At 73.6% G+C, this 26,865-nt stretch carries 21 protein-coding genes; 13 read left to right on the top strand and 8 right to left on the bottom strand.

The window, feature by feature from the left end; translation table 11 throughout:
- Positions 1–3 precede the first annotated feature (3 nt).
- From ACGFZ2_RS12555 to ACGFZ2_RS12540, 4 genes are all read left to right on the top strand, one after another.
- Complete coding sequence (locus tag ACGFZ2_RS12555) at positions 4–1,284, top strand: ABC transporter permease (RefSeq protein WP_393302551.1); 1,281 nt, start codon at positions 4–6, stop codon at positions 1,282–1,284.
- Between the two features lie 14 nt (positions 1,285–1,298).
- Positions 1,299–2,003: a cytidine deaminase gene (locus ACGFZ2_RS12550; RefSeq protein WP_393452861.1), complete on the top strand. Its 705-nt coding sequence runs from the start codon at positions 1,299–1,301 to the stop codon at positions 2,001–2,003.
- A gap of 137 nt (positions 2,004–2,140) precedes the next feature.
- Positions 2,141–3,421: a thymidine phosphorylase gene (locus ACGFZ2_RS12545; RefSeq protein WP_393452858.1), complete on the top strand. Its 1,281-nt coding sequence runs from the start codon at positions 2,141–2,143 to the stop codon at positions 3,419–3,421.
- Positions 3,422–3,531: 110 nt separating this feature from the next.
- Positions 3,532–4,212: a DUF4272 domain-containing protein gene (locus tag ACGFZ2_RS12540; RefSeq protein WP_393452855.1), complete on the top strand. Its 681-nt coding sequence runs from the start codon at positions 3,532–3,534 to the stop codon at positions 4,210–4,212.
- A gap of 73 nt (positions 4,213–4,285) precedes the next feature.
- Here the strand turns inward: ACGFZ2_RS12540 and ACGFZ2_RS12535 are convergent, their stop codons facing one another.
- The 5 genes from ACGFZ2_RS12535 to ACGFZ2_RS12515 all read right to left on the bottom strand — a co-directional run bounded on the left by ACGFZ2_RS12535 (position 4,286) and on the right by ACGFZ2_RS12515 (position 9,781).
- Positions 4,286–5,161 (bottom strand): putative RNA methyltransferase, encoded by an 876-nt coding sequence (locus tag ACGFZ2_RS12535; RefSeq protein WP_393452852.1) that lies wholly within the window; start codon positions 5,159–5,161, stop codon positions 4,286–4,288.
- A gap of 1 nt (position 5,162) precedes the next feature.
- Positions 5,163–5,807, bottom strand: coding sequence for a response regulator transcription factor (locus ACGFZ2_RS12530; protein ID WP_350712079.1), 645 nt, complete (start codon positions 5,805–5,807; stop codon positions 5,163–5,165).
- Entirely contained in the window at positions 5,795–7,012 is a 1,218-nt protein-coding gene (locus ACGFZ2_RS12525) for a sensor histidine kinase (protein WP_393258407.1), read from the bottom strand. The genes ACGFZ2_RS12530 and ACGFZ2_RS12525 overlap by 13 nt, the downstream gene beginning before the upstream one ends.
- Positions 7,009–9,192 (bottom strand): MMPL family transporter, encoded by a 2,184-nt coding sequence (locus tag ACGFZ2_RS12520; protein WP_393452849.1) that lies wholly within the window; start codon positions 9,190–9,192, stop codon positions 7,009–7,011. Before ACGFZ2_RS12520 ends, ACGFZ2_RS12525 begins: the two co-directional genes overlap by 4 nt.
- Positions 9,193–9,307: 115 nt before the next feature.
- Positions 9,308–9,781 (bottom strand): MarR family transcriptional regulator, encoded by a 474-nt coding sequence (locus ACGFZ2_RS12515; RefSeq protein WP_357457330.1) that lies wholly within the window; start codon positions 9,779–9,781, stop codon positions 9,308–9,310.
- A gap of 58 nt (positions 9,782–9,839) precedes the next feature.
- On the opposite strand from ACGFZ2_RS12515, the gene ACGFZ2_RS12510 reads away from it, so the two are divergent.
- The 3 genes from ACGFZ2_RS12510 (at position 9,840) to ACGFZ2_RS12500 (ending at position 11,697) form a co-directional block, all read left to right on the top strand.
- Positions 9,840–10,046 (top strand): hypothetical protein, encoded by a 207-nt coding sequence (locus ACGFZ2_RS12510; RefSeq protein WP_393452846.1) that lies wholly within the window; start codon positions 9,840–9,842, stop codon positions 10,044–10,046.
- Positions 10,043–10,456 (top strand): PPOX class F420-dependent oxidoreductase, encoded by a 414-nt coding sequence (locus ACGFZ2_RS12505; protein WP_357457332.1) that lies wholly within the window; start codon positions 10,043–10,045, stop codon positions 10,454–10,456. Before ACGFZ2_RS12510 ends, ACGFZ2_RS12505 begins: the two co-directional genes overlap by 4 nt.
- A 161-nt stretch (positions 10,457–10,617) precedes the next feature.
- Complete coding sequence (locus ACGFZ2_RS12500) at positions 10,618–11,697, top strand: adenosine deaminase (protein WP_350685434.1); 1,080 nt, start codon at positions 10,618–10,620, stop codon at positions 11,695–11,697.
- Positions 11,698–11,718: 21 nt separating this feature from the next.
- Here the strand turns inward: ACGFZ2_RS12500 and ACGFZ2_RS12495 are convergent, their stop codons facing one another.
- Positions 11,719–12,324, bottom strand: coding sequence for a uridine kinase (locus ACGFZ2_RS12495; RefSeq protein WP_393452842.1), 606 nt, complete (start codon positions 12,322–12,324; stop codon positions 11,719–11,721).
- A 191-nt stretch (positions 12,325–12,515) separates the two neighbouring features.
- Here ACGFZ2_RS12495 and ACGFZ2_RS12490 point away from each other — a divergent pair, with 191 nt between their 5' ends.
- The 6 genes from ACGFZ2_RS12490 (at position 12,516) to ACGFZ2_RS12465 (ending at position 23,195) form a co-directional block, all read left to right on the top strand.
- Positions 12,516–16,148 (top strand): nitrate- and nitrite sensing domain-containing protein, encoded by a 3,633-nt coding sequence (locus tag ACGFZ2_RS12490; RefSeq protein WP_393452839.1) that lies wholly within the window; start codon positions 12,516–12,518, stop codon positions 16,146–16,148.
- The gene (locus ACGFZ2_RS12485) at positions 16,145–16,549 is read left to right on the top strand and encodes a roadblock/LC7 domain-containing protein (protein WP_067370442.1); all 405 of its coding nucleotides are present in this window, start codon (positions 16,145–16,147) and stop codon (positions 16,547–16,549) included. The genes ACGFZ2_RS12490 and ACGFZ2_RS12485 overlap by 4 nt, the downstream gene beginning before the upstream one ends.
- A gap of 93 nt (positions 16,550–16,642) precedes the next feature.
- Positions 16,643–17,020: a DUF742 domain-containing protein gene (locus ACGFZ2_RS12480; protein ID WP_030329021.1), complete on the top strand. Its 378-nt coding sequence runs from the start codon at positions 16,643–16,645 to the stop codon at positions 17,018–17,020.
- A gap of 1 nt (position 17,021) precedes the next feature.
- Positions 17,022–17,615, top strand: a complete 594-nt coding sequence (locus ACGFZ2_RS12475; protein ID WP_091260490.1) for an ATP/GTP-binding protein — start codon at positions 17,022–17,024, stop codon at positions 17,613–17,615.
- 202 nt (positions 17,616–17,817) lie between these two features.
- Entirely contained in the window at positions 17,818–18,150 is a 333-nt protein-coding gene (locus ACGFZ2_RS12470; protein ID WP_393258422.1) for a hypothetical protein, read from the top strand.
- A gap of 5 nt (positions 18,151–18,155) precedes the next feature.
- The gene (locus ACGFZ2_RS12465) at positions 18,156–23,195 is read left to right on the top strand and encodes a hypothetical protein (protein ID WP_393452836.1); all 5,040 of its coding nucleotides are present in this window, start codon (positions 18,156–18,158) and stop codon (positions 23,193–23,195) included.
- Here ACGFZ2_RS12465 and ACGFZ2_RS12460 read toward each other — a convergent pair.
- On the bottom strand, positions 23,156–24,379 hold the full coding sequence (locus tag ACGFZ2_RS12460) for an ABC transporter substrate-binding protein (RefSeq protein ID WP_393452833.1): 1,224 nt from the start codon (positions 24,377–24,379) through the stop codon (positions 23,156–23,158). The two genes, ACGFZ2_RS12465 and ACGFZ2_RS12460, sit on opposite strands and share 40 nt — an antisense overlap.
- Positions 24,380–24,507: 128 nt before the next feature.
- A complete protein-coding gene (locus ACGFZ2_RS12455; RefSeq protein ID WP_393452830.1) occupies positions 24,508–26,853 on the bottom strand; it encodes a transposase in 2,346 nt (781 codons plus the stop codon).
- Between the last annotated feature and the right edge of the window lie 12 nt (positions 26,854–26,865).

The raw sequence follows: 26,865 nt of genomic DNA, 5'->3' as shown, positions 1-26,865 counted from the left end.
CTCATGTCCACCATGGCTGTCGAAGACGTCGCCGTCGCCCCCGTCGACCTGGGATTCTGGACCCGCACCCGCAAGGTCGGCGCCGTGCTGCTCGGGCTCGGCCTGCTGGCGACGGTGCTGTTCGGGGCACTCGCCACCGGCGAGCAGGCCCGGTTCACCCTCAGCGAGGACGCCGCCGGCGCCGCGCTGAAGATCGACGGCACGCTCGGCGCGATTCTCTTCGGAATCGTCGCGGTGGCCGCGGGCGTCGCGATGCTCGCCGGGCTGCCGAAGCGCTGGTTCACCCTCGTGCTCGGCGTCGGCCTGGTCGGCTTCGTGCTGTCGTTCCTCTGCTGGCAGGTCTCGGCCGCGCCGAACGGGCAGAACTTCATGCCGCTGGTCAACATCGTCCGGGGCACGTTCTTCCTGGCCCTGCCGCTGATCTTCGGCGCGCTGGCCGGCGTGCTCTGCGAGCGCTCCGGCGTGGTCAACGTGGCCATCGAGGGGCAGTTGCTGATGGGCGCCTTCAGCGGCGCGCTGTTCGGCAGCCTCTCCGGCAACGTCTGGGTGGGCCTGGTCGCGGCGGCGCTCGGCGGCGCGTTCATCTCGCTGCTGCTGGCCGTCTTCTCGATCCGCTACCTGGTCGACCAGGTGGTCATGGGCATCGTGCTCAACCTGCTGGCGGTCGGCGTCACCGGCTTCCTCTACGAGCGGCTGATGCAGACCAACGCGCAGAAGTACAACAGCGCGCCCCGGTTCAGCAACTGGGAGATCCCGCTGTTGTCGGACATCCCGCTGATCGGGCCGGCGCTGTTCCGGGGCAACATCTTCCTCTACCTCGGCCTGCTGCTCGTGCTGGTCATCCACATCGCACTGTTCCGCACCCGGTGGGGCCTGCGGACCCGCTCGGTCGGCGAGCACCCGACCGCCGCCGACACGCTGGGCGTCCGGGTGCTCGGGCTGCGCTACCGCAACGTGCTGCTCGCCGGGGTGGTCGCCGGCATCGGCGGCGCCTCGTACACGCTGGCGCTCTACTCGTTCACCAAGAACATGATCGGCGGCAAGGGCTTCATCGCCCTGGCCGCGCTGATCTTCGGCCGGTGGAGCCCGACGGGAGCGCTGCTCGCGGCGCTCTTCTTCGGCTTCGCCGACCAGCTCGCCACCTACCTGGGCGCGATCAACAGCGCCATCCCGAGCCAGTTCCTGGCCATGCTGCCCTACCTGGCGACGATCCTCGCGGTGGCCGGTCTGGTCGGCCGGGTCCGGGCGCCGGCCGCCGACGGCAAGCCGTACATCAAGGGCTGACGGGGGAGCACGACATGGAGATCGACTGGGAGCGGCTGCGGGCCGCCGCCACGGACGTGATGCGGCACGCGTACGTGCCGTACTCGAAGTTCCCCGTCGGGGCGGCCGCCCTGGTCGACGACGGCCGCGTGGTGGTCGGCTGCAACGTGGAGAACGCCGCGTACGGCGTGGTGCTCTGCGCCGAGTGCGGCGTGGTCTCCTCGCTGCACGCCACCGGCGGCGGCCGGATCGTCGCCCTGTCCTGCGTCGACGCCACCGGCGAGCCGCTGATGCCGTGCGGCCGGTGCCGCCAGCTGCTGTGGGAGCAGGGCGGCCCGGAGTGCCTGATCGAGGCCAAGGGCGGCCCGCTGCGGATGGCCGAGCTGCTGCCGCACGCCTTCGACGTGGCCGACCTCGAGGCGGTCACCGGGGAGGCGCCGGTGCCGGTGGTGCCGGAGCGGCTGGCGGCCTGGCGCGGCCGGGGCACGGTCTTCGTGCACCCCGACCTGTCCGCCGGCCAGCAGGTCTGGACGGCCTACTGGGAGCGGTCCGCGGGGGACAGCGAGGGCGCCGAGACCGGCGTGCTGGAGGAGGGCCCGAGCTGGGACGACCCGGCGGAGGCGATCGCCTGGGGGCATGCCCGCACGCCCCGGGTCGTGGTCGTGGACGCCTCGGGCACGATCTTCTGGGCGGGCGAGGGCGAGCCGCCGATGGAGATCCCGGTCCGCTGGAATGGTTGAGCTTTACGGCTGGGGCCTGCCGTGCCCGGCTCCGGGCGGTCAGGCTTGATCCCTCCGCCGGGCACGGCAGGCCCCAGCCGTCGGTGGTCACGGTTCGCGGATCGGTATCTGCACACGACTAGGGAAGATCTTTTGTGATGAGTGGTTTTGCGGCGGTTGACGTCATCCGGGTCAAGCGGGACGGGGGTGTGCTCTCCGACGCGCAGATCGACTGGGTGGTGGACGCGTACACCCGGGGGCTGGTCGCCGACGAGCAGATGTCGGCGTTGGCCATGGCGATCCTGCTCCGTGGCATGACCGCGCCGGAGATCGCCCGGTGGACCGCCGCGATGATCGCCAGCGGGGAGCGGCTCGACCTCTCCGCCGTCGACCGGCCGACCGTCGACAAGCACTCCACCGGCGGCGTCGGCGACAAGATCACCCTCCCGCTGACCCCGTTGGTGGCGGCGTGCGGCGCGGCCGTGCCGCAGCTCAGCGGCCGTGGCCTCGGCCACACGGGCGGCACGCTCGACAAGCTGGAGTCCATCCCCGGCTGGCGGGCGGCGCTGCGCAACGACGAGTTCATCGCCCAGCTCCGGGACGTGGGCGCGGTGATCTGCGCGGCCGGCGCGGGGCTCGCCCCGGCCGACCGCAAGCTGTACGCGCTGCGCGACGTGACCGGCACCGTCGAGGCCATCCCGCTGATCGCCAGCTCGATCATGAGCAAGAAGATCGCCGAGGGCACCGGGGCGCTGGTGCTCGACGTGAAGGTCGGCTCCGGCGCGTTCATGAAGTCCGTCGAGCAGGCCCGCGAGCTGGCCCGGACGATGGTGGAGCTGGGCGGCGCGCACGGCGTGCGGACCGTCGCCCTGCTCACCGACATGTCGACCCCGCTCGGCCTGACCATCGGCAACGCCGTCGAGGTGACCGAGTCGGTCGAGGTGCTGGCCGGGGGCGGCCCCGCCGACGTGGTCGAGCTGACCCTGGCGCTGGCCCGCGAGATGCTCGACGCGGCCGGGCTGCCGGACGCCGACCCGGAGGCCGCGCTGCGCGACGGCCGGGCCATGGACTCCTGGCGCGCGATGATCCGCGCCCAGGGCGGCGACCCGGACGCCCCGATGCCGACCGCGAACGAGGTCGAGGTGGTCCGCGCGGACGCGGACGGCTTCGTCGCCTCGGTCGACGCGTACGCCATGGGGGTGGCCGCCTGGCGGCTCGGCGCCGGACGGGCGCGCAAGGAGGACCCGGTCAGCGTGCCGGCGGGGGTGGTGCTGCACAAGCGGCCCGGCGACCCGGTGCGGGCCGGCGACCCCCTCTACGAGCTGCGCGCAGAGCACGCCGCCCGGATCCCGGCGGCGCGGGACGACGCCGCGCGGGCGGTGCGGATCTCGCCGACCGCGCCCGCCGTGACGCCGTTGGTCATCGAGCGCATCGGCTGAGCGGGGCGGTCGCCGGGCCGGCATGGTGCCGGCCGGCTCGGAGCGCTATCCTCCCTGGCCAGGGGGACAACCGGCGCCGAGTCGTCGCGAGCAGACAGGACATTTCCGCCGTGACCGTACCTGCCCCCGATCCACGGGAGGTGCGTGAGGCGAGCCTGGACGAGTTGTCCCGGCTGCGTCTTCCGCTGCCGCCACCCCAGTTCCCGCTCGTGTGGGAGCCCGGCGACCAGATCGAACTGCGACCCACCGCGGAGATCGAGGCCCGGATCGCCGTGCTGCACCTGATCCTCGCGCGCTGCTTCGGGATGCCGCCACAGGCCGCGATGAGCTGGCTGCTCGCCTCGCACCTGGTCGAGATGGTCACGCCGCCGGAGTTCCAGTTCGTCACCGGCGGCAAGGGCGACCACCGGTCGTTCGTGCTGCACCACGACGCGCTCTTCGCGCTGGCCTGGGTGCTCGGCCTGACCAAGCAGCTCGACCCGACCCTGCCGGTGGACGAGCGGCTGGTGGAGCGGATGCCGCACATTCCCGGCGGGGAGACCTTCGGCCAGTGGCGTGCCCGGATCCTCGCGGCCCCGCAGCATCCCGCCGACGCGGCCGCGCTGCTCGACCTGCACTACTGCCTCGACTGGGCGTACCTGGAGACGGAACGGGCCGGCCGCACGCCGCCCGGTGTGGTCGACGCCAACGCCATCGGTCAGCGCCGGTGGGCGCTGGAGTGGGCGGTGATCCTGCGGGGGCCCTACCACGAGGAGCCCCCGGGCTGGGAAGAGGTCGACCTCTCCACCTGACCCGGCGGACTGAGGTGTAAGGAAGGGCACCTTCCTAACGCCTGAGGTAGAGGAAGGGTCCCTTCCTTACACCTCAGTGCGGGGCCGGGCGCCAGACGGTGAGGTCCACCGCGACGGTCACCCGGACCGGCTCGGGCAGCGCGGCGACCCGGGCGGCGAGCCCGGCCGGGTCGGTGTGCCACGCGCTCGGGCCCATCCCGACCAGCGTCGCGACCTCCGGCCCGGTCAGCGTCAGCTCCCGCCGGTGCCCGGTCGACGCCACCTGCGCGAAGCGCCCGCCCAGGCTCTCGGCGACCCGGTCCGCCTTGGCCGGGTCCACCCGGAGCAGGCCGAGCGTGCCGACCAGCTCGGCGAGGTGGTCGGCGGCCGGCGTCACCACCAGCAGGGACCCGGCCGGGTCGAGGACCCGGTGGAACTCCGCGCCGTTGCGCGGGGCGAAGACGTTCAGCAGCACGGCGGTGCCGGCGTCGGCCAGCGGCAGCCGCTGCCAGGTGTCGGCCAGCGCCGCCGCCGCGCGGGGATGCGCCCGCGCCGCCCGGCGCAGTGCCGGCTTCGACACGTCCAGGGCCAGGCCCACCGCGTCCGGCAGCGCCGCCAGCGCCGCCGCGAGGTGCCGGCCGGTCCCCGCACCGGCGTCCACCACCAGGGGGTACGCCTCGGGCCGCGCCGCGCGGACCCGGTCCGCGGCCTCCGTCGCGGCGGTGGCGAGGGCGGTCGAGATCAGGTCGTAGTGGCCGGCGGCCAGGAAGTCGGCGCGGGCGGCCACCATCTCGGCGGTGTCCCCGGCGTGCGGGGCGCGGCCGGCGAGCAGGTTGACGTAGCCCTGCCGGGCGACGTCGAAGCTGTGCCGGCGCGGGCAGCGCAGCGCGGTGGCGGTGCCGGCGGCGGCCTCCGCCAGCGGCTCGCCGCAGACCGGGCAGCGGAGCCGGTCGACGATGCGGGTGTCCACGTCAGGCGTCCAGGTAGGTCAGCACCGCGCGGACCCGCCGGTGGTCGTCGTCGCAGTCGCGCAGGTCGAGCTTCGTGAAGATCGAGTTGATGTGTTTGCTGACCGCCTTCTCGGTGACCACCAGGCGCTGCGCGATCGCGCCGTTGGAGCGGCCCTCGGCCATCAGCGCCAGCACCTCGTGCTCGCGCGGGGTGAGCCGGCCCAGCGGCGCGGCGTGGGCCGGCCGGGCGAGCAGCTGCGAGACCACCTCCGGGTCCATCGCCATGCCGCCCCCGGCCACCCGGTGCACCGCGGCGACGAACTGCGCCACGTCGGCCACCCGGTCCTTGAGCAGGTAGCCCACCGCGCCCGCGCCGTCGGAGAGCAGCTCCCGGGCGTAGAGCTGCTCGACGTACTGGGAGAGGACCAGCACCGGCAGGCCGGGCACCCGGGCGCGGGCGGCCAGCGCCGCCCGCAGCCCCTCGTCGGTGTGCCCGGGCGGCAGCCGGACGTCCACCACGGCTACGTCGGGGCGGTGCTCCAGCAGGGCGGCGAGCAGGTCGTCGCCGGTCTCCACGGCGGCCACCACCTCGTCGCCGTACGCGGTGAAGAGCCGGATCAGCCCGTCGCGCAGCAGCACCAGGTCCTCGGCGATCACGATGCGCACGGCAGCTCCACGTCGACCACGGTAGGCCCACCGTCCGGGGAGCTGATCCGCACCCGCCCGTCGAAGACCGCGAGCCGCCGCCGGATGCCGGCCAGGCCCGTGCCCCGCGCCGGGTCGGCGCCGCCCCGACCGTCGTCGGAGACGGTCAGCCGGACCGTGCCGTCGACCCGGTGCAGCCGCACCGCCACCCGGGCCGCGCCGCTGTGCCGGGCGGCGTTGGTGATCAGCTCGGCGACGGTGAAGTAGAGCGCCGACTCCAGCGGGGGCGCCAGCCGCTCGGGCAGGTCGACGTCCAGGTCGACCGGGAGGGGCGCGCCGAGGGCGAGGGCGGCGACGCCGCCGGCGAGCCCCCGGTCCGCCAGCACCGGCGGGTGGATGCCGCGTACGACGTCGCGCAGCTCGGACAGGGCGGTGCCGGCGGCGGAGCGGGCCTCGGTGACCAGCCCACGGGCCGCCTCCGGGTCCCGGGCCAGCAGTTCCTCGGCGAGGCCGAGGTTCATCGCCATCGCGACCAGCCGCGCCTGCGCGCCGTCGTGCAGGTCGCGCTCGATCCGGCGCAGCTCGGCCGCCTGGGCGTCGACGGTCTGGGCGCGGGTGTCGGCCAGCTCCTCCACCCGCTCGGCGAGGGCCGCCCGGGCGGTCGGCGCGAGCAGTGCCCGGGTCAGCCGGTGCTCCAGGTGGAGCAGCCCCCGGGGCAGCCAGTACGCCCCGACCCCCACCAGCAGCCCGGCCACGACGGCCAGCCCGGCGTTGCGGGGGGAGTCGACCGGGATGCCGAGGTAGTTGTCGACGGCGCCCGGCCACACCGCGTGGATCAGCGGCATGACCAGGCCCTGCGCGGCGCCGAGCCAGAGCCCCGCGGCGAGGCACGCGGCCGCCGGGGCGTACGCGAAGTGGGCGAAGAGGAACGCCAGGTCCCGATAGGTGGCCGGATCCCCGGCCGCCGTCCGCAACCGGGCCGCCAGCCCGCCGGTCACCGGCCGGTACGGGGACCGGACCGGTGGGCCCGGCACCCGGCGGCGCTGCCGGTCCAGCAGCGTCCGGGTGCCGGCGAGGGTGCGGTCGAGCAGGGGCAGGCCGACGCCGAGCAGACTGAGCCCGGCGGTGAGGAGCGTGGCCAGCGCGAACCCGATGCCCGCCCCGGCCAGCCCCGCCGCGACGGCCAACTGGTGTATCTCCCGCCATGCCCGCCGCACCCCGCTCATCGGGCCATTGTCCCAGCTCGCACCGCATCCCCCGTCGGCGCGGGGACCGGTCGGGCCTCCGGCGTGACGCCCGGCAGGAAGGCGGGGCCGGGCCCGGGGCGGGTACGGGCCGGCCAGAAGGCGGCCCGACCGGTGAGCGCGGCCAGCGCCGGCACCAGGAGCCAGGAGAGCCCGAACGTCGTGATCAGCACGCCGACCGCGACGGCGAGCCCGATCTGGGCCAGCATCGGCGACGCCACGAGCACCCCGAAGCTGCCGGCCAGGATGACCCCGGCGGCGGCGACCGCCGGGCCGGCCCGGCGTACCGCCTCCGCGGCGGCCTGACGGGGCGGCCGTCCCGCACGCAGTTCCTCCCGGAACCGGGCGATCATCAGGATGTTGTAGTCGGTCCCGATCGCGGTGACGAAGAGGAACACGACCAGCGGCAGTTGGAAGTTGAGCCCCGACTGGCCGCCGATGACCTGGAACACCAGCACGCTGGTGCCGAGGGTGGCGGCGAAGCCGAGCGCGACCGCCGCGAGCAGGCCCAGCGAGGCGAGCAGGCCGCGCAGCATCAGCAGCAGGAGCAGCCCGATCAGCCCGGCGGCCACCGGGAAGATCAGCCGTAGGTCCTCGTCGAGCACGGTCCGGATGTCGGCGAAGGTGGCGGTCTCCCCACCGACGTACGCCCGGGTGCCGGCCGGTGCGGCGGCGTGCGCGGCCGGGCGTAGTTGGTCCTCCACCGCGTCCATCGCCCGCTGCGAGTACGGCGGCTCGGTGAGCAGCAGCCGCACCCGGGCCACGTCCCCCTCGATCTCGACCCCGCCTGGGGCCGCCACGATCGGCACCTCGGCGAGCCGTGCGGCGAACCGTTCGGTGGTGGCCGCGTCCACCCCGGCGCCGGTGAGGTACACGACCGTCGGGGAGAGCGTCCCGGCGGGCAGGCCCGAGTGGAGCCACTCCAGGGCCCGGGCCGACTCGGAGCCGGGCGGCAGCGTGTCGAGTTCGTAGCTGGGCCGGTGCTGCAGCGCGCCGAGACCGAGCAGCAGGAGGGCGGCGACCGTGGCCAGCGCGACCCGGGCCGGCCGGCGGGCGACCAGGCGGGCGGTCCGGGCCGATCGCCCGGTCGGCTCGTCGCCGCCGTGGCCGGGCGTCGACCCGGCGCCCGGCGCGACCAGCTTCGCCGGCCACCAGGCCCGGCGGCCGAGCAGGGAGTAGACCGCGGGGAACAGGGTCAGCGCGGCGGCCACCATGAGCAGGACGGCGACGGCCAGCGCCGGGCCGAGCACCTGGAAGGAGGCGAGCTGGGAGAGCACCAACGCGCCGAACGCCACCGCCACGACCAGCGCGGACACGGTGACCACCCCGCCGATCCGGCTGGCCGCGTGGACCATCGCGGTCCGGCGGTCGTCGCCGGCCCGGAGACGTTCCCGGTAGCGGAAGAGCAGGAAGACGGCGTAGTCGGTGCCGATGCCGAGCAGCACGACCGGAAGCAGGCCCGTGGTGGAGGCGTCCAGGGCGTATCCGAAGACCTTCCCGCTCAGGGCGAGCAGGCCGGTGGCGGCCTGCGCGACCAGCAGCACGAGGAACAGGTTGAGCAGCGCGATCGCCGGGCTGCGGAAGACGACCAGCAGCAGGACCAGGATCACCAGCATCATGGCGCCGTGGACGATCATGTCGAGCAGGAAGCTGTCGGCCGCGCCGGCGGCCTCCCCGGTCCAGCCGCCGACCAGGCCGGTTCCCGCCAGCGCGTCGTCGGTGGCCGCCCGCAGCCGCTTGACCGTCTGGACGGTCGGCTCCGCGTGCGCGGCGTCGGGCAGGCGCGCCTCGGCCAGGCGTAGCCGTCCGTCCGGGGCGGTCGCGCCGGCGGTCACCCCGGTGACGCCGACGACTCGCAGTTGCTGCGGCAGCCGGTCGATCCGGGCGCTGTCGTCGGCGGTCAGCGCCGCCCCGTCGGCCCGTCGGACGACCAGCACCGCGCTGCTGCCCGGTGGTTCGGGGAAGATCCGCGATCCGATCCCGGCGGCCCGCGCGGACTCGTACCGGTCGGGCAGGAACTCGGCCTGGCTGTCAGCGGGCCGAGGTCCCTCCGGCCCGTAGACGACGAAGGTGGCGGCGGTCAGCGCGGCGATGGCGAGCAGCCAGCCGGCGATCACCCGCCCCGGACGCCGGACCACCGCCGTGGCCAATGTCGTGAACACGTGCAACTCTCCCCACGTCGGCTTCTGGTGATGCCGCTGACGCTAGGCAGCCGGACGGGTCACTTCGATGGTGCGCGCACGCCGGTCGGATGGTGGTGCCTGCACCACCATCGGTTCACCGTCGGGCCCGGTCCATCCCGGTCAGGTGGTCGACCACGCGGTGGGTCAGCGCGTCCAGCGCGGCGACCTCGTCGGGGGTCAGCAGGTCGATGAGGTGCCGGCGGACGGCCGCCACGTGGCCCGGGGCGGCGGCCTCGATCGCGCGCCGGCCCTCGGGGGTGAGCGCGACGACCGCGCCCCGGCCGTCCGTCGCGCACTCCTCGCGGGTGACCAGGCCGCGTTGCTGCATCCGGGTGAGGTGGTGGGAGAGCCGGCTGCGGGACCAGAGCATCCGGTCGGCCAGCTCGCTGAGCCGCAGCCGCTGGTCGGGGGTCTCCGAGAGGTCGGACAGGACGTCGTAGTCCGGCTCGGACAGGCCCGCGTCCCGCGCGAGCTCGCGGGCCAGCTCCAGGTCGAGCAGGCGGCGCATCCGCCGGTAGCCCCGCCAGGCGCGCTGCTCCCGGTCGTCGAGCCAGCGTGGTTGCTCCATGCCGGTCATCGTAGCCATCTGGTTGACATGTCATCAACCCGCTCCTAGGGTGCGTGACATGTCAACCAGATTGCCCGGCCGGCTGGTCCGGCTGCTGACCGGCCTCGTGCTGTCCGGCGTCAGCGTGGCCCTCATGGTCCGCGCCGACCTGGGCCTCGCGTCCCGGGACGTGCTGCACCAGGGGCTCGCCGAGCGGACCGGGCTGCCCCTCGACGAGGCCGCCCGGCTCACCGCCGCCCGCGCCCCGCTGCGGGTGTCGGCGTGACCGCCCGGCTGTGGGAGCTGTTCGGCGAACGCGGCCGGGGCGTGCTGGTCACCCTGCGCCGAGACGGCCGACCGCAACTCTCCAACGTCGACTACCTGGCCGAGCCCGGCCTGATCCGGTGCTCCACCACCGCCGGCCGGGCCAAGGTGCGCAACCTGCGCCGCGACCCCCGGGTCAGCTTCCACGTCACCACGGCCGACGGCGGGGCGTACGCCGTGGCGGAGGGGACGGCCGCGCTCACCCCGCCGGCGGCGGCGCCCGACGACGCCACCGTCGAGGAACTGGTCGAGGTCTACCGGCGGATCCGCGGCGAGCACCCCGACTGGGCCGACTACCGGGCGGCGATGGTCGCCGACGGCCGGCTGGTGCTCCGGCTCACCGTCGACCGGCTCTACGGCTGGCGCCCCTGACCGACGCGGCGTCGCCCGGTCGGGCCGGCGTGGCACGGGCGGCCTCCCGGGACGCGTGACCCCGGCCCCCGCCGGTCGCCGGCGCGGTCTGGGGCCTCTCGGTCTGGCTCTGCGAGTACGGCAGCGTGGGCCGGGAGGGCGGGGCCGACTAGGGTCTGGGCATGGTCGCGACAATCCGTTACGAGGACATCGTCAAGGTCCCGAAGGCGCTGCTGCACGATCACCTCGACGGCGGCCTGCGGCCGGCGACAATCGTCGAGCTGGCCGCCGAGGCGGGCCACGAGCTGCCCACCACCGACCCCGAGGCGCTCGGCCGGTGGTTCGTCGAGGCGGCCAACTCCGGCTCCCTGGAGCGCTACCTGGAGACGTTCGCGCACACCGTCGCCGTCATGCAGACCGCGCCGGCGCTGCGCCGGGTGGCCCGGGAGTGCGCGCAGGACCTGGCCGCCGACGGGGTGGTCTACGCCGAGGTGCGGTTCGCCCCCGAGCAGCACCTGGAGCGGGACCTGACCCTGGACGAGGTGGTGGAGGCGGTGCTGGCCGGCTTCGTCGAGGGCAGCGCGCTGGCCGCCGAGGCGGGCACCCCCATCCGGGTCGGTACCCTGCTCACCGCCATGCGGCACGCCGCCCGGTCGCAGGAGATCGCCGAGCTGGCCGTCCGGCACCGGGACGCCGGGGTGGTCGGCTTCGACATCGCCGGCGCCGAGGCCGGCTTCCCGCCCACCCGGCACCTGGACGCCTTCGAGTACCTCCAGCGGGAGAACTTCCACTTCACCATCCACGCCGGCGAGGCGTTCGGCCTGCCGTCGATCTGGCAGGCGATCCAGTGGTGCGGGGCGGACCGGCTCGGCCACGGGGTGCGGATCGTCGACGACATCACACCCGGCCCGGAGCCGGTGCTCGGCCGGCTGGCCGCGTACGTGCGGGACAAGCGCATCCCGCTGGAGCTGTGCCCGTCGTCGAACGTGCAGACCGGCGCCGCCGCCTCGATCGCCGACCACCCGATCGGGCTGCTGCGGGACCTGCGCTTCCGGGTGACGGTGAACACCGACAACCGGCTGATGAGCGGCACCTCGATGTCGCGGGAGATGGCCCTGCTGGCGGACGCCTTCGGCTACGGCTGGAAGGAGTTCCAGTGGTTCACCATCAACGCGATGAAGAGCGCCTTCATCCCGTTCGACGAGCGGCTGAAGATCATCGACGAGGTGATCAAGCCGGCGTACGCCAAGCTGCTGGGCTGAGCGCGGGCCGCGCGGCCAGCGTCAGGGGCGGTGCGGGTGGCCGGCGAGCAGGCCGGCCACCCGGCGCAACACCTCGCCCGCCCGGGCGGCCTCCGCGCCGAGGCCGGTCTGCCGGCGCAGCACGGCCGGCTCGCTGCGCAGCAGCGTCAGCCCCCGGCGCACCAGCACCCGGGGCGCCTTGCGCTGCTCGGCGAGGTCGCGGGCCAGCCGGCGGACGAAGGTCGCGCCGCGCGGCCGGCGCAGGGCGTACGCCCCGGCGAGCAGCCCCCGCCGGCGGCACTCCTCGACGATGTCGGCAGCGAAGATCCCTTCGGCAACGAAAAGTGGCGAACCAGCGATGTCGAATGGCCGGGTGGACACGCGGCGGTCCTCACCGATCGCATAGACCGGCACATCGGCCTTGCCCTCCCTGGCCAGGCAGGCAATCGTTTCCACGGCCGCTTCGGCGTCCCAGGACCGGGGTGACTCCCAGTCGACCAGGCCGTCGCGTCGCGGCAACGTAGGGTCGTCGCCGTCCTTGTAGAAGTCGTCCAGGCAGAGCACGGGGAGGCCGGTTCGCTGGGCTATGTACGACTTTCCCGAGCCGGAGGGGCCGGCGAGCAGGACAACGCGGTGGGGGTGATCCATTACCTTCAGTGACTCCGGCCAGACGGACTGCGATCAAATTGCATCAACATCTCATCACACCTCGAGTGACGGCCAACCTGGGCTTTCTCTTTCAGGGGTAGCGTGATGGAATCTCGGATGGTCCGACCCGCCGGGTCGGCCGCTGGGCGTTGCCCGAGGGCGACGCGGACGCTAATCGCGAGGGCGGTGACGTGAGCAAACGGCCAAAGGCGGCGGGCTCCTTCCTGTCGCGGCTGCGCCGGCCGGCCGGCCGGCTCCGTGACATGCCGATCTGGTCCAAGCTCGGTCTCATCATGATCGTGCCGACCATCGCCACGGTCGTCGTGGGCACCAGCGGTCTGGTGGACCACCTGGAGACCCTCAACAATGCCAACCGGGCCGGTGACCTGGCCAATCTCGTCGGCTACTCGGGTGACCTGGTCGACACGCTCCAGGACGAGCGGACCAACGCGCTGCGCCTGCTGGGCGTGCCGAAGGGCCAGGACGCGGCCCGCTTCAAGAAGGCGTACGAGGAGGCCAACGGCCGGGTCGACAAGGCATGGGGGCCGTACTCCCAGCAGCGGGGCAAGGTCGAGGACCTCCCGGCCAACCTCGAGACCCTGCTGGGCGAGATCGACCAGACCCTGACCGACCTTCCCGGCACCCGCAGCCAGGTCTTCAACGGCAAGCTCGGGCTCGTCCCGGCGATGCAGGCGTACGACGGCCTGATCGACAACCTGCTGAGCGTCCGCGACTCGGCCACCCAACTCGCCGGCGACAACGAGCTGAGCGACCAGATGCGTGCCGCGACCGCCACCGCCCGGAACAAGGAGTTCCTGTCCCGCCGCCGGGACGTGGTGCACCGCGCGTTCATCCAGCAGCGGCTCACGCCGAACCTGCGCAACGAGTACATCGCCGCCAGCACCGGCTCCAGCCAGTGGCTGCAGAGCTTCCGGGTGGTGGCCTCCCAGTCCGAGCAGGAGTACTACGCGCAGGTGGTCGCCGGCCCCGACCTGCGCGAGGCGAACACCTACAACAGCTGGCTCAACGGCATCACCACCGCCGACACCCTGACCGGCGCGCCGTTCGACGCGGACGAGTGGGACGCGGCCATGGTGGCCAACGCCAAGCTCATCCGCACGGTCGAGTCGAAGATCGACGGCGACGTCGTCGCGGTCGCCGACGACCTGCGCTCGGACGTGCAGCGCCAGGTGTTCCTGGAGACCGGCCTGCTGCTCAGCATGCTGCTGCTGGCCATCCTCTTCGCCTACCTGGTCGCCCGCTCGATGGCCCGCTCGCTGCGCGACCTGCGGCAGGGCGCCCTCTCGATCGCCCAGTACGGCCTGCCCCAGGCGGTGGCCCGGCTGCGTGATCCCCAGGTCACCGGCCAGCTCTCCCCGGTGCAGCTCGCCAACCAGATCGCCGAGCCGCTGCCGGTGCGCAGCAAGGACGAGTTCGGCCAGGTGACGGAGGCGTTCAACGCGGTGCACCTGGAGGCGGTCCGCACCGCCGCCGAGCAGGCCGCGCTGCGCGCGTCCGTCGCCACGATGTTCGTCAACCTGGCCCGCCGGTCGCAGATCCTGGTCGACCGCCTGATCGGTCACCTGGACCGGCTGGAGCGCGGCGAGGAGGACCCGGACCGGCTGGCCGAGCTGTTCCAGCTCGACCACCTGGCCACCCGGATGCGCCGCAACGACGAGAACCTGCTGGTGCTGGCCGGCGCCGACTCCACCCGCGTGCAGCGCGAGCCGGCCGCGCTGATCGACGTGCTCCGGGCCGCCCAGTCCGAGGTCGAGCACTACACCCGGATCGAGTTCGGGGTGATCGACCGGGACATCGAGGTGGCCGCGCACGCCGTCAACGACCTGGTGCACCTGGTCGCCGAGCTGTTCGACAACGCCACCGCGTTCTCGCCGCCGGACTCGCACGTCATGGTCGAGGCCCGCCGGGTCGGCGACCGCGCGTCGCTCTACGTCGAGGACCGGGGCATCGGCATCAGCTCCGAGCAGCTCAACGAGCTCAACGAGCGTCTCGCGACGCCGCCGCAGGTGGACGTGGCGGTCTCGCGGATGATGGGCCTGGTCGTGGTCGCCCGGCTGGCATCCCGCCACGGCGTCAAGGTCGAGCTGCGTCCCGGCACCGACCGGGGCACCGTCGCCGAGGTGGTCATGCCCACGTCGGTGCTCGTACCCCGGGCCCTCTCCGGCCGCGCGCAGTCGTCGCCCGCCCTGCCCGTCTCCGGCGCCCCGTCGTCGGCGTTCGGCGGGCCGTCCTCCGGCCCCGCGTCGGCGTTCGGCGGGCCGTCGTCCGGCCCCGCCCCGGCCTTCGGGGCGCTGCCGGCGCTCGGCAGCCGCCCGGCCAACCCGACGCCGACCCAGCGCCCCGGCGAGTCCGGCAACCAGGTCACCCTGGGCGGCCGGCCGTTCGACCCGGCGCCGCGCAACGGGGCCGGCACGTCGGCCTCGACGGGTGGGACGCGGTCCATGCCGGCCTGGTCCGACCTGACCGGCGCCAGCGGCACCACCAACGGCGAGGCATTCCGGCCGCGCACCTCCAACGGCCAGCCGATCGACCCGCTGCCGCAGCGGCGGTCCAGCGACGACCCGGACGCGACCGGCCAGCAGTCCGCCGTCCCGCGGCAGCTGCCCAGCAGCCCCGAGGCCCGGCCGTACTCGGCCCCGCCGGTCCCGCCGATCTCCGCGCCGCCGGCGCCCTACGCGGGCCCGCCGGTGTCGACCCCGCCGATTCCCTACTCCGCGCCCCCGGTGTCCAGCCCGCCGGTCTCCGGCATGCCGGTCTCGGCGTCGCCGGTCTCCGGCCACCCGGTCTCGGCCGCGCCGTTCTCCGGCCCGCCGGTCTCCGGCCACCCGGTTTCGGCCGCGCCGTTCTCCGGCCCGCCGGTCTCGGCGCCGCCGAGCGGCCCGCTGCCGCAGCGCCCGGTCCCCGGCGCGCAGGGCCCGGCCGCGCCGGCACCGCCGGCCTGGCCGCCGGTCGCCGGGGCGGAGCGTGACGCCGTGACCCCGCCGGTGCCCGAGCGCCTCGCCGCCGCGCTGGACATGACCACCGAGCTGCCGCGGGTGCCTCGCCCCGGCGCGGAGCACCCGGCCGCCCAGGCGCCGGAGCCGGAGCCGGCCGCCGCGCCGGCCCGGCCGGCCGCCCCGCAGCAGGCCCAGAACCGGCAGCGGTACGCGGACGAGACGATGGAGCTGCCGATCTTCCGGGAGCTCGAGTCGGCCTGGTTCCGGACCCGTCGGCCGGGCCCGGAGGAGGCGGCAGCGCCCGCCGCGAAGACGGCGGCCAACGGCGCCGCGACCCAGCAGTTCGCCCGGGTCGACGCCGGCGGCCGGGGCCCGCAGCAGACACCACCCGGGACAGGTAACGCACCGATGGCAGAGAAGCCGACGGCCGGAGGAGCGCCGAGCGAGAACGGATCGACGGTCAACGGGGCTGCCCGCCCCGGTGTCGCCGACAGCTTCGGTCATCGCCGGCCCTCGCCGCAGCAGGGCATTGGTTGGCAGACCGCCGCCGACGACGGGTGGCGCGCGGCCTCGGCGGCGACCGAGGTACCCGTGGCGGCGACCACCTCGACGGGGCTGCCCAAGCGCACCCCCATGGCACAGTTGGTGCCGGGCGCGGTGGAGAAGCCCACCACCTCCGTGCAGCGGCGCACGCCGGAGGGTGTCCGTGGCCTGCTCTCGGCATACCACCGGGGCGTGCAGCGGGGGCGTACGTCCCCGTCGGACAGCAACCCGACCAACCCGGAGGCGACTCCGGGAGGGCAGCAATCCTCGCAGTCTGGCTCAGGCCCGGTGGCCGGGAGCAGGCAGAAGGAGCAAGAAGGATGACAACTACGCAGGATCTCGGTTGGCTGCTGGCCAACTTCGCGGACCGGGTGCCCGGTGTCGCGCACGCGGTCGCCGTCTCCGCGGACGGCCTGCTCCTCGCGTCGTCTCGGGACCTCCCGCGTGACCGGGCCGACCAGTTGGCCGCGATCGCGTCCGGCCTGGTCAGCCTCACCCAGGGCGCGGCCCGCTGCTTCGAGGGAGGCGCGGTGCTGCAGACGGTCGTCGAGATGGACAACGGCTTCCTGTTCCTGATGTCCATCTCGGACGGCTCGTCGTTCGCGGTGCTCGCCGCCCGTAGCTGCGACGTCGGGCAGGTCGGCTACGAGATGGCCCTGCTGGTCGACCGGGTGGGCGACGCGTTGACCCCGCAGCCGCGTGCGGCCGCGGGCATGCTGGGTTGACGACCTGCTGACCGGTGAGGTCGGCGGGGCGGCAACGACAACGACGGGCTCCATCCGGAGCCGGTGCCGGGTACGAAGGAGGTGAGCGGCGACATGGCCGATCGTGACGAACCGACCGGAGCGTTGGTCCGTCCATACGCCGTGACCCGCGGTCGTACCCGCCCCCGTCTCGACATCGCGCTGGAGGCGCTCGTCGAGACGACGGTGCGCGGCCGGGCCGCTGCCAATGGCAACGGCGGCCAGGGCCGCGAGCACCAGTACATCGCCGCGCTGTGTGACGGACGTGTGCAGTCGCTCGCCGAGATCGCGGCGCGGATGCAGCTCCCGCTCGGTGTGGCCCGGGTGCTCATCGCCGACATGGCGACGGACGGCCTGGTCGCGGTCCACGAGCCGACCATTCTGGACGACTCGGACGACGCGGTGGGCACTGAACTGCTGGAGAGGGTGCTGAGTGGACTTCGCAGGCTCTGACATGTCGCACCGGCCGCCGGCCCCGAGCGGGCGCGTGACGTCGGCGAAGATCGTTATCGCCGGTGGATTCGGCGTCGGCAAGACGACGCTGGTCGGCTCGGTCTCGGAGATCACGCCGCTGACGACCGAGGCGATCATGACCTCCGCCGGCGTGGGCGTCGACGACACCCGGCAGGTGCCGGGCAAGACGACGACCACGGTGGCGATGGACTTCGGCCGTATCTCGATCGACCGCGATTTGATCCTGTACCTGTTCGGTACGCCGGGTCAGACCCGGTTCTGGTTCATGTGGGACGAGCTGGTGCGCGGCGCGATCGGCGCGGTCGTGCTGGTGGACACCCGCCGACTGGCCGACTGCTTCGCGGCGATCGACTTCTTCGAGCACCGGCGGCTGCCGTACCTGGTGGCCATCAACTGCTTCGACGGGATGCAGTACCACGACCCGCAGGACGTCCGGGACGCGCTCGCGATCTCGAGCGACGTGCCGGTGGTGGCCTGTGACGCCCGGAACCGGGAGTCGACGAAGCACGTGCTGATCTCGCTGGTCGAGTACGTGCTCACCATGCGGCGCTCGCGCGCCGTTGCCCCGGCCTGATCGGCTCGACGAGCGCCCGGCGTCGGCTTCGGCCGTCGCCGGGCGCTCGTCGCTGCCCGCCTGTCGGTAGACGACTTGGCGGCGTTGTGGTCGTCGGGTGCAACGGCTGTCCTCATTGGAGCGCCCCAAACCTGTTGGGTCTGACTAGGCTTAGGACTCCCGCGACGAGGTGGCACGGCCCACTGTCCTGATCGGAGTCCTGATGCACGCAGAGGCAGGCGCGACCGCGCCCACCCTGACCTTTCTGGTGAGTCTCGATGACACGGCGACCACCGTCGGCGACAAGGCGATCTTCGGCCGAGGCGACGAGCCGGCCCTCTGCCAGATCCCGGTGGCGGCACTCAAGGCGCAGCTTCAGGAGACGGTTGGGAACCTGCGCGAGCTGTTCCAGGAGCTTGCCGCCCACACCGACGGAATTTCGCTCAAGGAGGTGCAGGTCGGCTTCGAGGTTACCGCCGCCGGGAAGTTCGCCCTGCTCGGCACCTCTCTGCAATCGGGCGGGAAAGGTGCCATCACCCTCACCTTCGGCAGGTGACCGTGGTGCCCGAGCGTCAGGCGCTCCTCATCGGGGTGTCACGCTACCGCGATGAGAACATCGTCGACCTTCCGTTCGTCGAGGACGACCTGATCGAGGTGCGCCGGGCGCTCGAGGACGCGGGTTACCAGACTGAGCTGCACGACAGCTCCGCGACGGACGCGCAGAGTATCGACTCGGCGGTGGAACTCTTCCTCGCCGACGCCGCGCCTGGAGCCACGATCCTGATCTTTCTGAGCGGCCACGGTGTCCACAACGACGGAATGGATTTCCTCGTTCCGTCCGGCGCGCCGACCCGCTCGTACAACTTCGCCGAACGCTGCGTGCCGATCAACTTCGATCGGTACGTCGAGCGCAGCCGGGCCGGCGACGTCGTCGTCGTGGTCGACGCCTGCCGTGAGGGCATCCATGTACGCGAGAAGGGGGTTGCGAGCGCCGCGCAGTGGTCGCGCCGGAAGACGCTCATGGCGGCGGAGCGCCGCATCTCCTACCTGTACGCGTGCTCGCCCGGTGAGCGTGCTCGGTACGTCAGCGACGGCCCGACCGCCTTCAGTCTCTTTTCGCGGGCCTTCAGCCATGTGCTCGGAGACCCGCAGGCGCCGGCGACGCTCGACGGCATCGTGGGAGCGATCCAGGAGGCGCTGGACAAGCTCACCGCCGACTTCGAGTGCCCACGGCAGCGGATCAGGGTGATCGGCGAGCCTGCCGACGACATACGCATCGCACTGCGGCCGGCTCGGGTCGAGAAGGGGCTGGGCGGGGAGCATCCCTGGGTCGTGGCCGTTCGCGAACACATCGCGTGGGACAGGGTGGCCGAACGGTACGACACCGTCGATCTGCGGGAGGCCACCACGGAGCTGATCCGCCACCTGGCCGAGGTGCACGCCCCCGACGTCTCGGCGCTGGCTGACGACCCCTGGATCGATCCGGACTTCAGCCTTCGCATGACGGCACGGGTGCGTTGGCTTCTGGCTACGGTGCTCAACGCGGACAAGCTGGCGCTCTCGGCGGCCGAGGCCGCCTATCTCGTCGCCTTCCCCTTCCTCCAGGAGGCCTTCTGGACACGGAACGCGGCGGTGCTCGCGGCCACCACCGTTCCCGGCCAGCTCGACGTGCCTGACGACGATCCCGTGCGCGAGCGTTTCCGGCGTTTCTTCCACACGCATGGACGACTGGTCCGAAGAGCCGCCCGGTTGGCCGCGTCAGGGGACGTCGAGGCCGCTCGTGGCATCAGGTGGTGGGTCTTCCACCGGTGGCTGACCCGGCAGCCCCACTGCTACGACGCGCAGCTGGTCACGGCGCTCGCCGGGGTGGCTGTCCCCACGGGCAAGCCCGAGGGCGCGGTGCTCGAGGAGGTCCTCTCCTCGGCCAGCCTGGTACGGATGCTCCGGGCGCTCCGGTCCAACGTGTGGTCGATCAGCTCTCCCGACGAGGAGAAGGACCTGCCGGCGTGCCGTTACGTGGCCAGCGCGACGGAGTGTGAGCAACCGGTCCGAGAGCAGTTGCTGGGCTACCTGCTCGTCGCGGCGCACCGGTTCGCCGTGGAGGCGACCTCCCTACCCGAGGTGATAGCCGACCACCTGGGTGTCACGCAGGGCGTGACGCCGCAGGACGTGATCGCCACCCTCCGTGCGGCAACCTGGGAGGCGCGGGGACGCACCCGCACCCTCGCTGCGGAGTGCACCCACCCGGCAGTCGATGTCGCCCTCAGAGAGCATGTCGGCGCGGTGGATGAGCTGCTGGCGGCCATCGACACCCAGACGGACGGTGCGACGCTGCTCGCCCCGCTCATGGACATGCCCACACACGCCGCCAGCGATCGGGTCAGGGCGGTCAGCGGCCCCGACGGTCGCCGACTCTACGACTCGACGGGGCTGCGCTTCCATCTCGCGGACGACCGCATCCAGGAACTGCTCATGGGCGAGCAGCTCTACGGCGACCCCGCGCTGGCCATTCGCGAGCTGTATCAGAACGCACTCGACGCCTGCCGCTACAAGACCGCACGGCTGGAGTTCCTCCGTCGAGAAGGCCGAGCTGTCCCGCAGTGGCAGGGCAGGATCTCGATCCGGCTGGGAGAGGACGCGGACGGCCGGGCGTACCTCGAATGCGCCGACAACGGCATCGGGATGGGTGTCCGGGAACTCCGGGACGTGTTCTCCCACGCCGGAGTCAGGTTCGCCGACCTGCCGGAGTACATCGAGGAACAGGCGGAGTGGAAGCGGCACGGCATCGAGCTGCACCCGAACAGCAGGTTCGGGATCGGTGTACTCAGCTACTTCATGCTGGCCGACGACATCAGCATCTCGACCTGTCGGTTGCGTCGCTCCGGGATACCCGGTGACCGGCTGGAGGTGCAGATCGCCGGGCCGGGATCGCTGTTCCGGGTGACCGACCTGGGCCGTGGGTACGAAACCGGGACCACGGTACGGCTCTACCTGCGCCCCGGCGCGGCCAAGCCGTCCCCCGTCGAACTCCTTCGGCGCAACCTCTGGATCTCCGACTTCGATGTCACCGTCACGGAGCCGCACGCTGCCCTCGCCTGGACGGCGGGCCAGCTTTCGGGCGATGCGATCGAATCGAACGCCAGGGAGCGCGAAAACGACATCGATGTCGCGGAGACGTCGACAGCGTCCGTCTGGTGGTGCGACGCCATGGGCGGCGTGGTCGCGGACGGGCTGTGGGTCGACGAGCCCATCTACGGCGCCGTCGTCAATCTGACCGGCCCGGCTGCTCCACAGCTCACCATCGACCGTAAACGGATGCTCTCGTACGACACGGAAGAGGTCGGTCGACTCCTCGAACAGGAATTGGAGGCGCTCGTCTCCTCCTACCCGTCCGTCTTCTCGTACGAGTGGTTGAACGTACTCGCCCTGACCAACCCCCGCCTGGCGGATCTGGCCTTCGCCAAGGCACTGGCGACCCCCGTCGAGGCCTGGAGCATCGGGGGGATGCCGAACGACATCCGGATCGTCGGCTGTTTCCCCGTCGACCGTCGGGTCTTCTTCACCGATCAGGAAGCCGCGAGCGTCGACGGCCTTTCGTACCGGCCGGCGCTGCCCGCGCTGCCGGAGCCCCTGCTCGCATGGCGCCTCGCGGCGTGGGCGAAATGTGGCAACGTCGCGGGTGTCCACGTGCCGGCCGAGGAGGAGGTGCCGCTGGCTCTGCCGAGCGACGTGCACCTGCTGTCGACGAACCCCTCCGTGTCGCGTCCGGAGCATCTGATGGGCGAGGAGGACGAGTTCGGCGTCGACGACGACTACATCGACAATCCTTCGCGGGACTGGCTCAGCGACGCCACCGCCGTTCCGCTCGGTCACCTCGCGCTGGTCTCGTCGCTCACCGGCCGGAGCCCCCGAGAGTTGGCGAGCCGGCTGACCGTGCTCGGCTACGAGGTGCCTGACGCCGCGGCGCTGCCCGAGCTGCCGACGCCGACCGACGTCGCACTGCTGGCGGCCAGGGGCCGCTCCGGCTGGCTCCGTCACGGTGAGATGGTGCCTCCCGGCCACATCGTGCGGCATGCCGTGACGAACGAGATACCCGTCGCCGAGGTGGCAGCGATGCTCGCCGCGTACGGGTTCACGGTGCCCGACGTCAGCCGCTGGCCCGAGGAGGTCGGGGAGCAGGACCTGGGGATCCTGGGCCTCCACGAGTCGGACAGGACGGGGTGGTTGCAACTCACCCAGCCGGTGCCCTACCGGCACGTGTTGCTCCTCAGGCGAAAGCTGGGTCTGCCGATCGACCAGGTGGTGGACCGGCTCGAACGGTACGGTTTCTCGGTCGACCACCTGCGCGGGCTTCCCGTCGGCTTCGAGGACGACGGTCTCGTGATCCTCAGCAAGGACCGCGACGGAGTGGGGCCCTGGCTCGAGGAAGGGAGTTTCATCCCCCTCACCCACCTGATTCGCACGAGTGCCGTCACCGGGACAGGTCTGGCCCACGTGGCGGAGCGGTTCCGCCTCCTCGGGTTCCACACGCCCGACCTGTCGTCCCTGCACGCGATCGGGAGCGAGTCCACGATCACGCTGCTGGGCGGGGCCGACTACGCCGATCAGGTCGACCCGGCCCGTCCGATTCCCTCCGCCTGCGTCGTGCGCGCGGCGTACACCCTGGGCATGTCGTTGCGGCGGGTGGCTGCCGAGCTGGTCGGCCTCGGTTTCCGCGTGTCCGACGTCGACGGCCTGGCCCGCTTCACGGAGCGGGAACTGGTCGAGGTCCTGCGGCCGGGCGGCACGACGTGGCTCCGCGTGGACCGGGAGGTGACCGCGGCACGGCAGCTCGCGGCCATGACGGAGCTGAACGTCGACCTCGCGTACGTCCGATCGGCGTTGGAAGCGCTGGGCCTCACCGCCGCGGAGGCGTCCATCCCCGAGGCGCTCTCCGCGGAGGACAGGGCGATCGTGGAGAGCGCGCTTGAGGTCTCGGCCGCCCAGCCGGTCACGGTCCGCCAACGGATCGGCGGGTCGACCGCGAGGACGAGGCCGGTCGTCGCGCGACGCCCCCCGCTGCTGCGGATCTTCCGCGCCGCACAGCGCGCGAACCTGGGACTGGACGAGGTCGCCCGGCGCCTGAGGCTCTTCGGCTTCACCCTTCCTGGGGACGAGTTCTCGGCACACGTGCCGGATCGTGACGACGTCGCCATCGTCGTGGCGCTCGACGGCATACGCCAGTACTGCCCGCCCACCTCGGTGACCGCGATCGCCGTCGCCGCGGACCGCTGTGGCCTTCCGGTACCCACGGTGGTGGAGCACATCGACCGTTTCGGGCTCCGCCCGGACGACGCCTCGGCCCTGCCGGAACGGATCTCCTCGATCGACGCCCGCATCCTGGCCCTCGACTTCGGTCGGGACGGATGGACGATCGAGAAGGCCGTTCCGCTGCGGCACGTCATGGAGTTGTCGCAGGAACTGGAGCTCAGTTTGGTCGAGGTCTGTGACCGGCTGCAGCTTTTCGGGATGCGGGCGCCGGATGTCGTCCTGCGCTATGCCGCCGTCCGGGGCGGCGGGTGTCAGGACACCCGCGTCCAGGCGCCCGAGCTGACGGTGTAGAGGCCCAGCGACCCCTGGTCCATGCCGCCGTGCCGGATGGGGGTGAAGGAGTACATCCCCACCATCCCCTCGGTGACCTGGTTCTGCAGGAACGCCCGCAGCCGTCCACGGTCGACACTGGTGGACAGCCGGGCCGCGTCGGCGATCAGCTGCACGGCGTCGGACGCGTACGGGGCGAAGCCGCTGAACCCGCCGTGCAGCTGCACGTAGCGGTAGACGAAGTCCTTGCGCTGCAGCGCCGACATGGTGGTGTTGGCGAGCATGGCCCCGCCCAGCGAGACGGGGTGGACCGCGTACGCACCCTCCATCAGGGAGGCGTTCGTGCCCTCCAGGGTCTCCTCGGCGACCGCGCCCGCATCGAGGAACACCGGCCCGTCGTAACCGGCCCGGCGCAGCGCCCCGACGGCGGCGGCGGAGTCCGGGGCGGTCGCCCAGACCACCACGCCGTCCGGGCGGGCGGCGGCCGTCGAGCGGGCGGCGCGACGGAATTCCTCGCCGGTGCGGGGCAGCCGGATGCTGGCCGCCGGTTCCACCCCGGCAGTCCGCAGGGCCCCTGTCATGGCCCGTACGCCGGAGTCGCCGTGCAGCCCGTGCGCGGCCAGCACCGCCACCCGACGCAGCCGCTGCGAGGCGACCAGCCGGGCCAGCCGCCGGGCCATGTCACCGGCGTCCGGGGTCAGCTTGTAGACGTACGTCCGCTGCGGCAGCGGCAGCACGATGCCGTCGCCGAAGCCGAGCGAGAGGAACGGCACCCGCTGCTGCTGCGCCACCTCGGCGAGGGCGATCGAGGTCTCGGCCATGGTGCCGCCGAGCAGGGCGTGCACGCCGGTTCCGCGGGCCAGCTCGGTGGCCTGCCGGGCCGCCAGCCGGGGATCGCCGGCGTTGTCCCGCACCTCCAGCCGTACGGTGCGGCGCAGGTTGCCGACCGGCACACCCTTGTCGTTGAGCGCCTCGACGGTGATGTCCAGCGCCCGCTGCTGGAGTACGCCGAGCGCGGCACCGGGCCCGGTCAGCTCCAGGCTGGCCCCGATCAGCAGCTCCTGACCGCCCGGCGCGGCCGTCCTGACGGGATCCCCCTCGGCCGCATCGCCGCGCCCGCAGGCGCTGAGCAGCAGACTGCCCGCCGTCGCGGCCAGCAGGCCGCGACGGGTGAGCACGGAGGGGTTGGTTGCCGATGTCGCCACGAGTCGCCTTCCCGCCCCGGCGACCCCTGCCGCCGGCTGTTCCGCCGGGTATGCTCCCGGCCGCCGCGACCCGGCGTCAAATTACCCGGGTGTGGGCAGGAACACGCAGGTGGAAGGCGGTTTCCCGCTCAGGAGCGGTAGCCGGCGGAGCGGTACTCGTATTCCCGGTCGTCGTCGCGGTCGCCGGTGTCGCGGCTGAAGTCCCAGCCCCCGGCGGCCTCCCGGCCGGGTCGGCCGCCGACTGCGAACCCGCCGATCTCCTGCCCGCGGCGCCAGCCGCGGAAGTAGCCGGTGGTGTTCTCGGCGAGGCTCGCCGCATCCCGGACGATCCGTAGCGGACGCTCGTCCCGCAACGGCGACCCGGGGACGAGGTTGGCCTGCGGAACCCGCTTGGGCAGCCCGGCCGGGGTCTCCGCGCCGACCGCCGGGCGGGCGGCCTGCTCGGCGGCCTGCCAGCCGGTGTCGGCCGTGGTGGACCAGTCCAGGTCGGACTCCTCGGCGTGCCCGACGAACCAGGCGGACTTCGCCTGGGCGAAGATCAGCAGGTCGCCGTCGCCCTCGTCGGAGACCGGCGGGGGCCGCCGCTCCACCGGCGGCGCCGGTCGGTGCTCGGCCACCGGGCGCTCGGCGCGGGGGGCCGGCCGGCCGTTGCGTCCGGGCTCCTCGCGGTCGACCAGCCGCAGCGGCGGCGTCTCCGGGTCCGCGGCCTGGGCCGGCCCGCCGCGCAGCGCGCGGTCGGCCAGCGGCGGTGGCTCGACCAGGCGCAGCATCGGCGGTTCCTGGGGCAGGTCGTCGGCGAGCCAGGGCGGGGTGACCCGACGCTCGGCGCCCGGGTCGGTCGGCGCGTCGATGCCGCTCCCGCCCCGGTCGCCGTAGGAGCCGGCGACCGGGTTCTTGGCCGGGCTGTCGGACGGGTCCTCCGGGTTGTTGACCAGTGGCCAGTTGGCCCGGGACCCGGGGGGAGCGGACTCCTGGTCGGGCCGCGGCGTGGGCACGGGCACGCTGTGGTCGGTGGCGCTGAAGCCACCCGTGGGCGCGGGGGGCTCGCCGGTGGTCTTGGGCCGGGGCGGGATCACTGTGCGCTGCCGCTCGGCGCGGGCGCTCTGGATCGCCGCGGTGGTCAGCGTGGGCCGGAACGGCTCCCCGGCCTCGGCCGGGGGCACGGTGCCACGCTGTGCCGGGGCGATCGGGGTGATGCCGGGCGGCGGGGGCGGCGGCGCGGAGACCGGGCGGTTGGTCGGGCCGTCGATCCGGCTCGGCGCCGAGGCCGGCCGCGAGGGCGGCGCGGAGACGGGCGGACCGGCCACCGCGGCCGGGGTCACCGGCGCCGGGGCGACCGGCGGCGGCGCGACGGGCGCCGGGGCGACCGGTGGCGGGCCGAGTGGCCGGGGCGCCGGGGGCGGCGTCGCGCCGGAGACGGGTTCCGGCCGGCTCCGGCGACCGCCGGACGGGGCCGGCTCGGGCTCCGTGGCCCGGACGGGACGCACGCCCGCTCCGGTGGGGGCGAGGCCGGGCAGGTCGCCGACCGGCTCGCCGCGTCGGGCCGCGGCCCGACGTCCGGGGGCCGCCGCGGCGGGCGTGCCGGCGCGGGCGTTGAGCGCGCCGACCAGGGCCTCGCAGCCGGCGTCGCACGCCCGGACGGAGGCGACGGCCTGCCGCACGGTCTCCGCCACGGCGGAGGTGAGGACGCGGTTGACCGTGGCGCGCCGCGGCGTCTCGCTGATGGCGACCCGCAGGGCCGTCACGGCGTCGGTGAGCTCCTCGGCGCCCGCGACTCCGTCGGCCGCGAGCTGCGCCGCGATCGCGTCGGCGGCGACCGGGACCTCGCGGCCGCTCAGCATGCCCGGCTCGGGCAGCGCGTCCAGGACGGCCAGCGAGACCGGCTCGGCCGGGTCCGGGTACGCGCGTAACGCGGCCGGGTAGAGCTCGCGGAGCACCTCGCGCAGCGCGACGGCGGCGGAGTGTCGCCCGCTGGCCAGCGCGGCGTGCGCGGCGAGCACCTGCTTGTATCCGGCGAGGTCCCGGGGGGCCGGGAGGGTGACGGCGGAGAGCGCGCCGGCCTGCAGGGCGCGGGCCAGGCCGACGGCGCGCCGCTCGGCCGGGGGCGACTGCATCTCCTCCAGGGAGTCGTCGTCGGCGAACCGCTCGGCGAAGTCGTCGACGGAGTCGTCGTCGGCGATCGCCAGGGGGCGACCCGCGGCGCTGAGCAGCGAGGTGACCGTGTGGTCGTCGCTGTCGGCGGCGATCGCCGCACCGCTCGGCCCGCCCGACCGCTCCACGAGCAGCGCGACCAGCTGGGCGTAGCCAGCCGGGTCGTCGCCGATCTCGCAGACATGCAGCAGACGGCCTGCGTCGTCGACCACAGCGGACGTCAGCGTCGAACCGGCCGAAGCCGGTCGGTCGGCCGGATCCGCCGAGGCCAGACCGCAGTACACGCGCACGAGCGCCACGGCGTCGTCCTCCTCCCGGGACACAAGGCTTTCTCT

Source organism: Micromonospora sp. NPDC048063, assembly GCF_043202855.1.
Taxonomy (GTDB): Bacteria; Actinomycetota; Actinomycetes; order Mycobacteriales; family Micromonosporaceae; genus Micromonospora.
This window is presented reverse-complemented; position numbering and strand designations above follow the sequence as displayed.

Coding starts and splice junctions, on each gene's coding strand:
- ACGFZ2_RS12555 (WP_393302551.1), top strand. CDS start 4: ATGTCCACCATGGCTGTCGAAGACGTCGCCGTCGCCCCCGTCGACCTG.
- ACGFZ2_RS12550 (WP_393452861.1), top strand. CDS start 1,299: ATGGAGATCGACTGGGAGCGGCTGCGGGCCGCCGCCACGGACGTGATG.
- ACGFZ2_RS12545 (WP_393452858.1), top strand. CDS start 2,141: ATGAGTGGTTTTGCGGCGGTTGACGTCATCCGGGTCAAGCGGGACGGG.
- ACGFZ2_RS12525 (WP_393258407.1), bottom strand. CDS start 7,012: ATGAGCGGGGTGCGGCGGGCATGGCGGGAGATACACCAGTTGGCCGTC.
- ACGFZ2_RS12515 (WP_357457330.1), bottom strand. CDS start 9,781: ATGGAGCAACCACGCTGGCTCGACGACCGGGAGCAGCGCGCCTGGCGG.
- ACGFZ2_RS12510 (WP_393452846.1), top strand. CDS start 9,840: ATGTCAACCAGATTGCCCGGCCGGCTGGTCCGGCTGCTGACCGGCCTC.
- ACGFZ2_RS12500 (WP_350685434.1), top strand. CDS start 10,618: ATGGTCGCGACAATCCGTTACGAGGACATCGTCAAGGTCCCGAAGGCG.
- ACGFZ2_RS12495 (WP_393452842.1), bottom strand. CDS start 12,324: ATGGATCACCCCCACCGCGTTGTCCTGCTCGCCGGCCCCTCCGGCTCG.
- ACGFZ2_RS12485 (WP_067370442.1), top strand. CDS start 16,145: ATGACAACTACGCAGGATCTCGGTTGGCTGCTGGCCAACTTCGCGGAC.
- ACGFZ2_RS12480 (WP_030329021.1), top strand. CDS start 16,643: ATGGCCGATCGTGACGAACCGACCGGAGCGTTGGTCCGTCCATACGCC.
- ACGFZ2_RS12475 (WP_091260490.1), top strand. CDS start 17,022: ATGTCGCACCGGCCGCCGGCCCCGAGCGGGCGCGTGACGTCGGCGAAG.
- ACGFZ2_RS12470 (WP_393258422.1), top strand. CDS start 17,818: ATGCACGCAGAGGCAGGCGCGACCGCGCCCACCCTGACCTTTCTGGTG.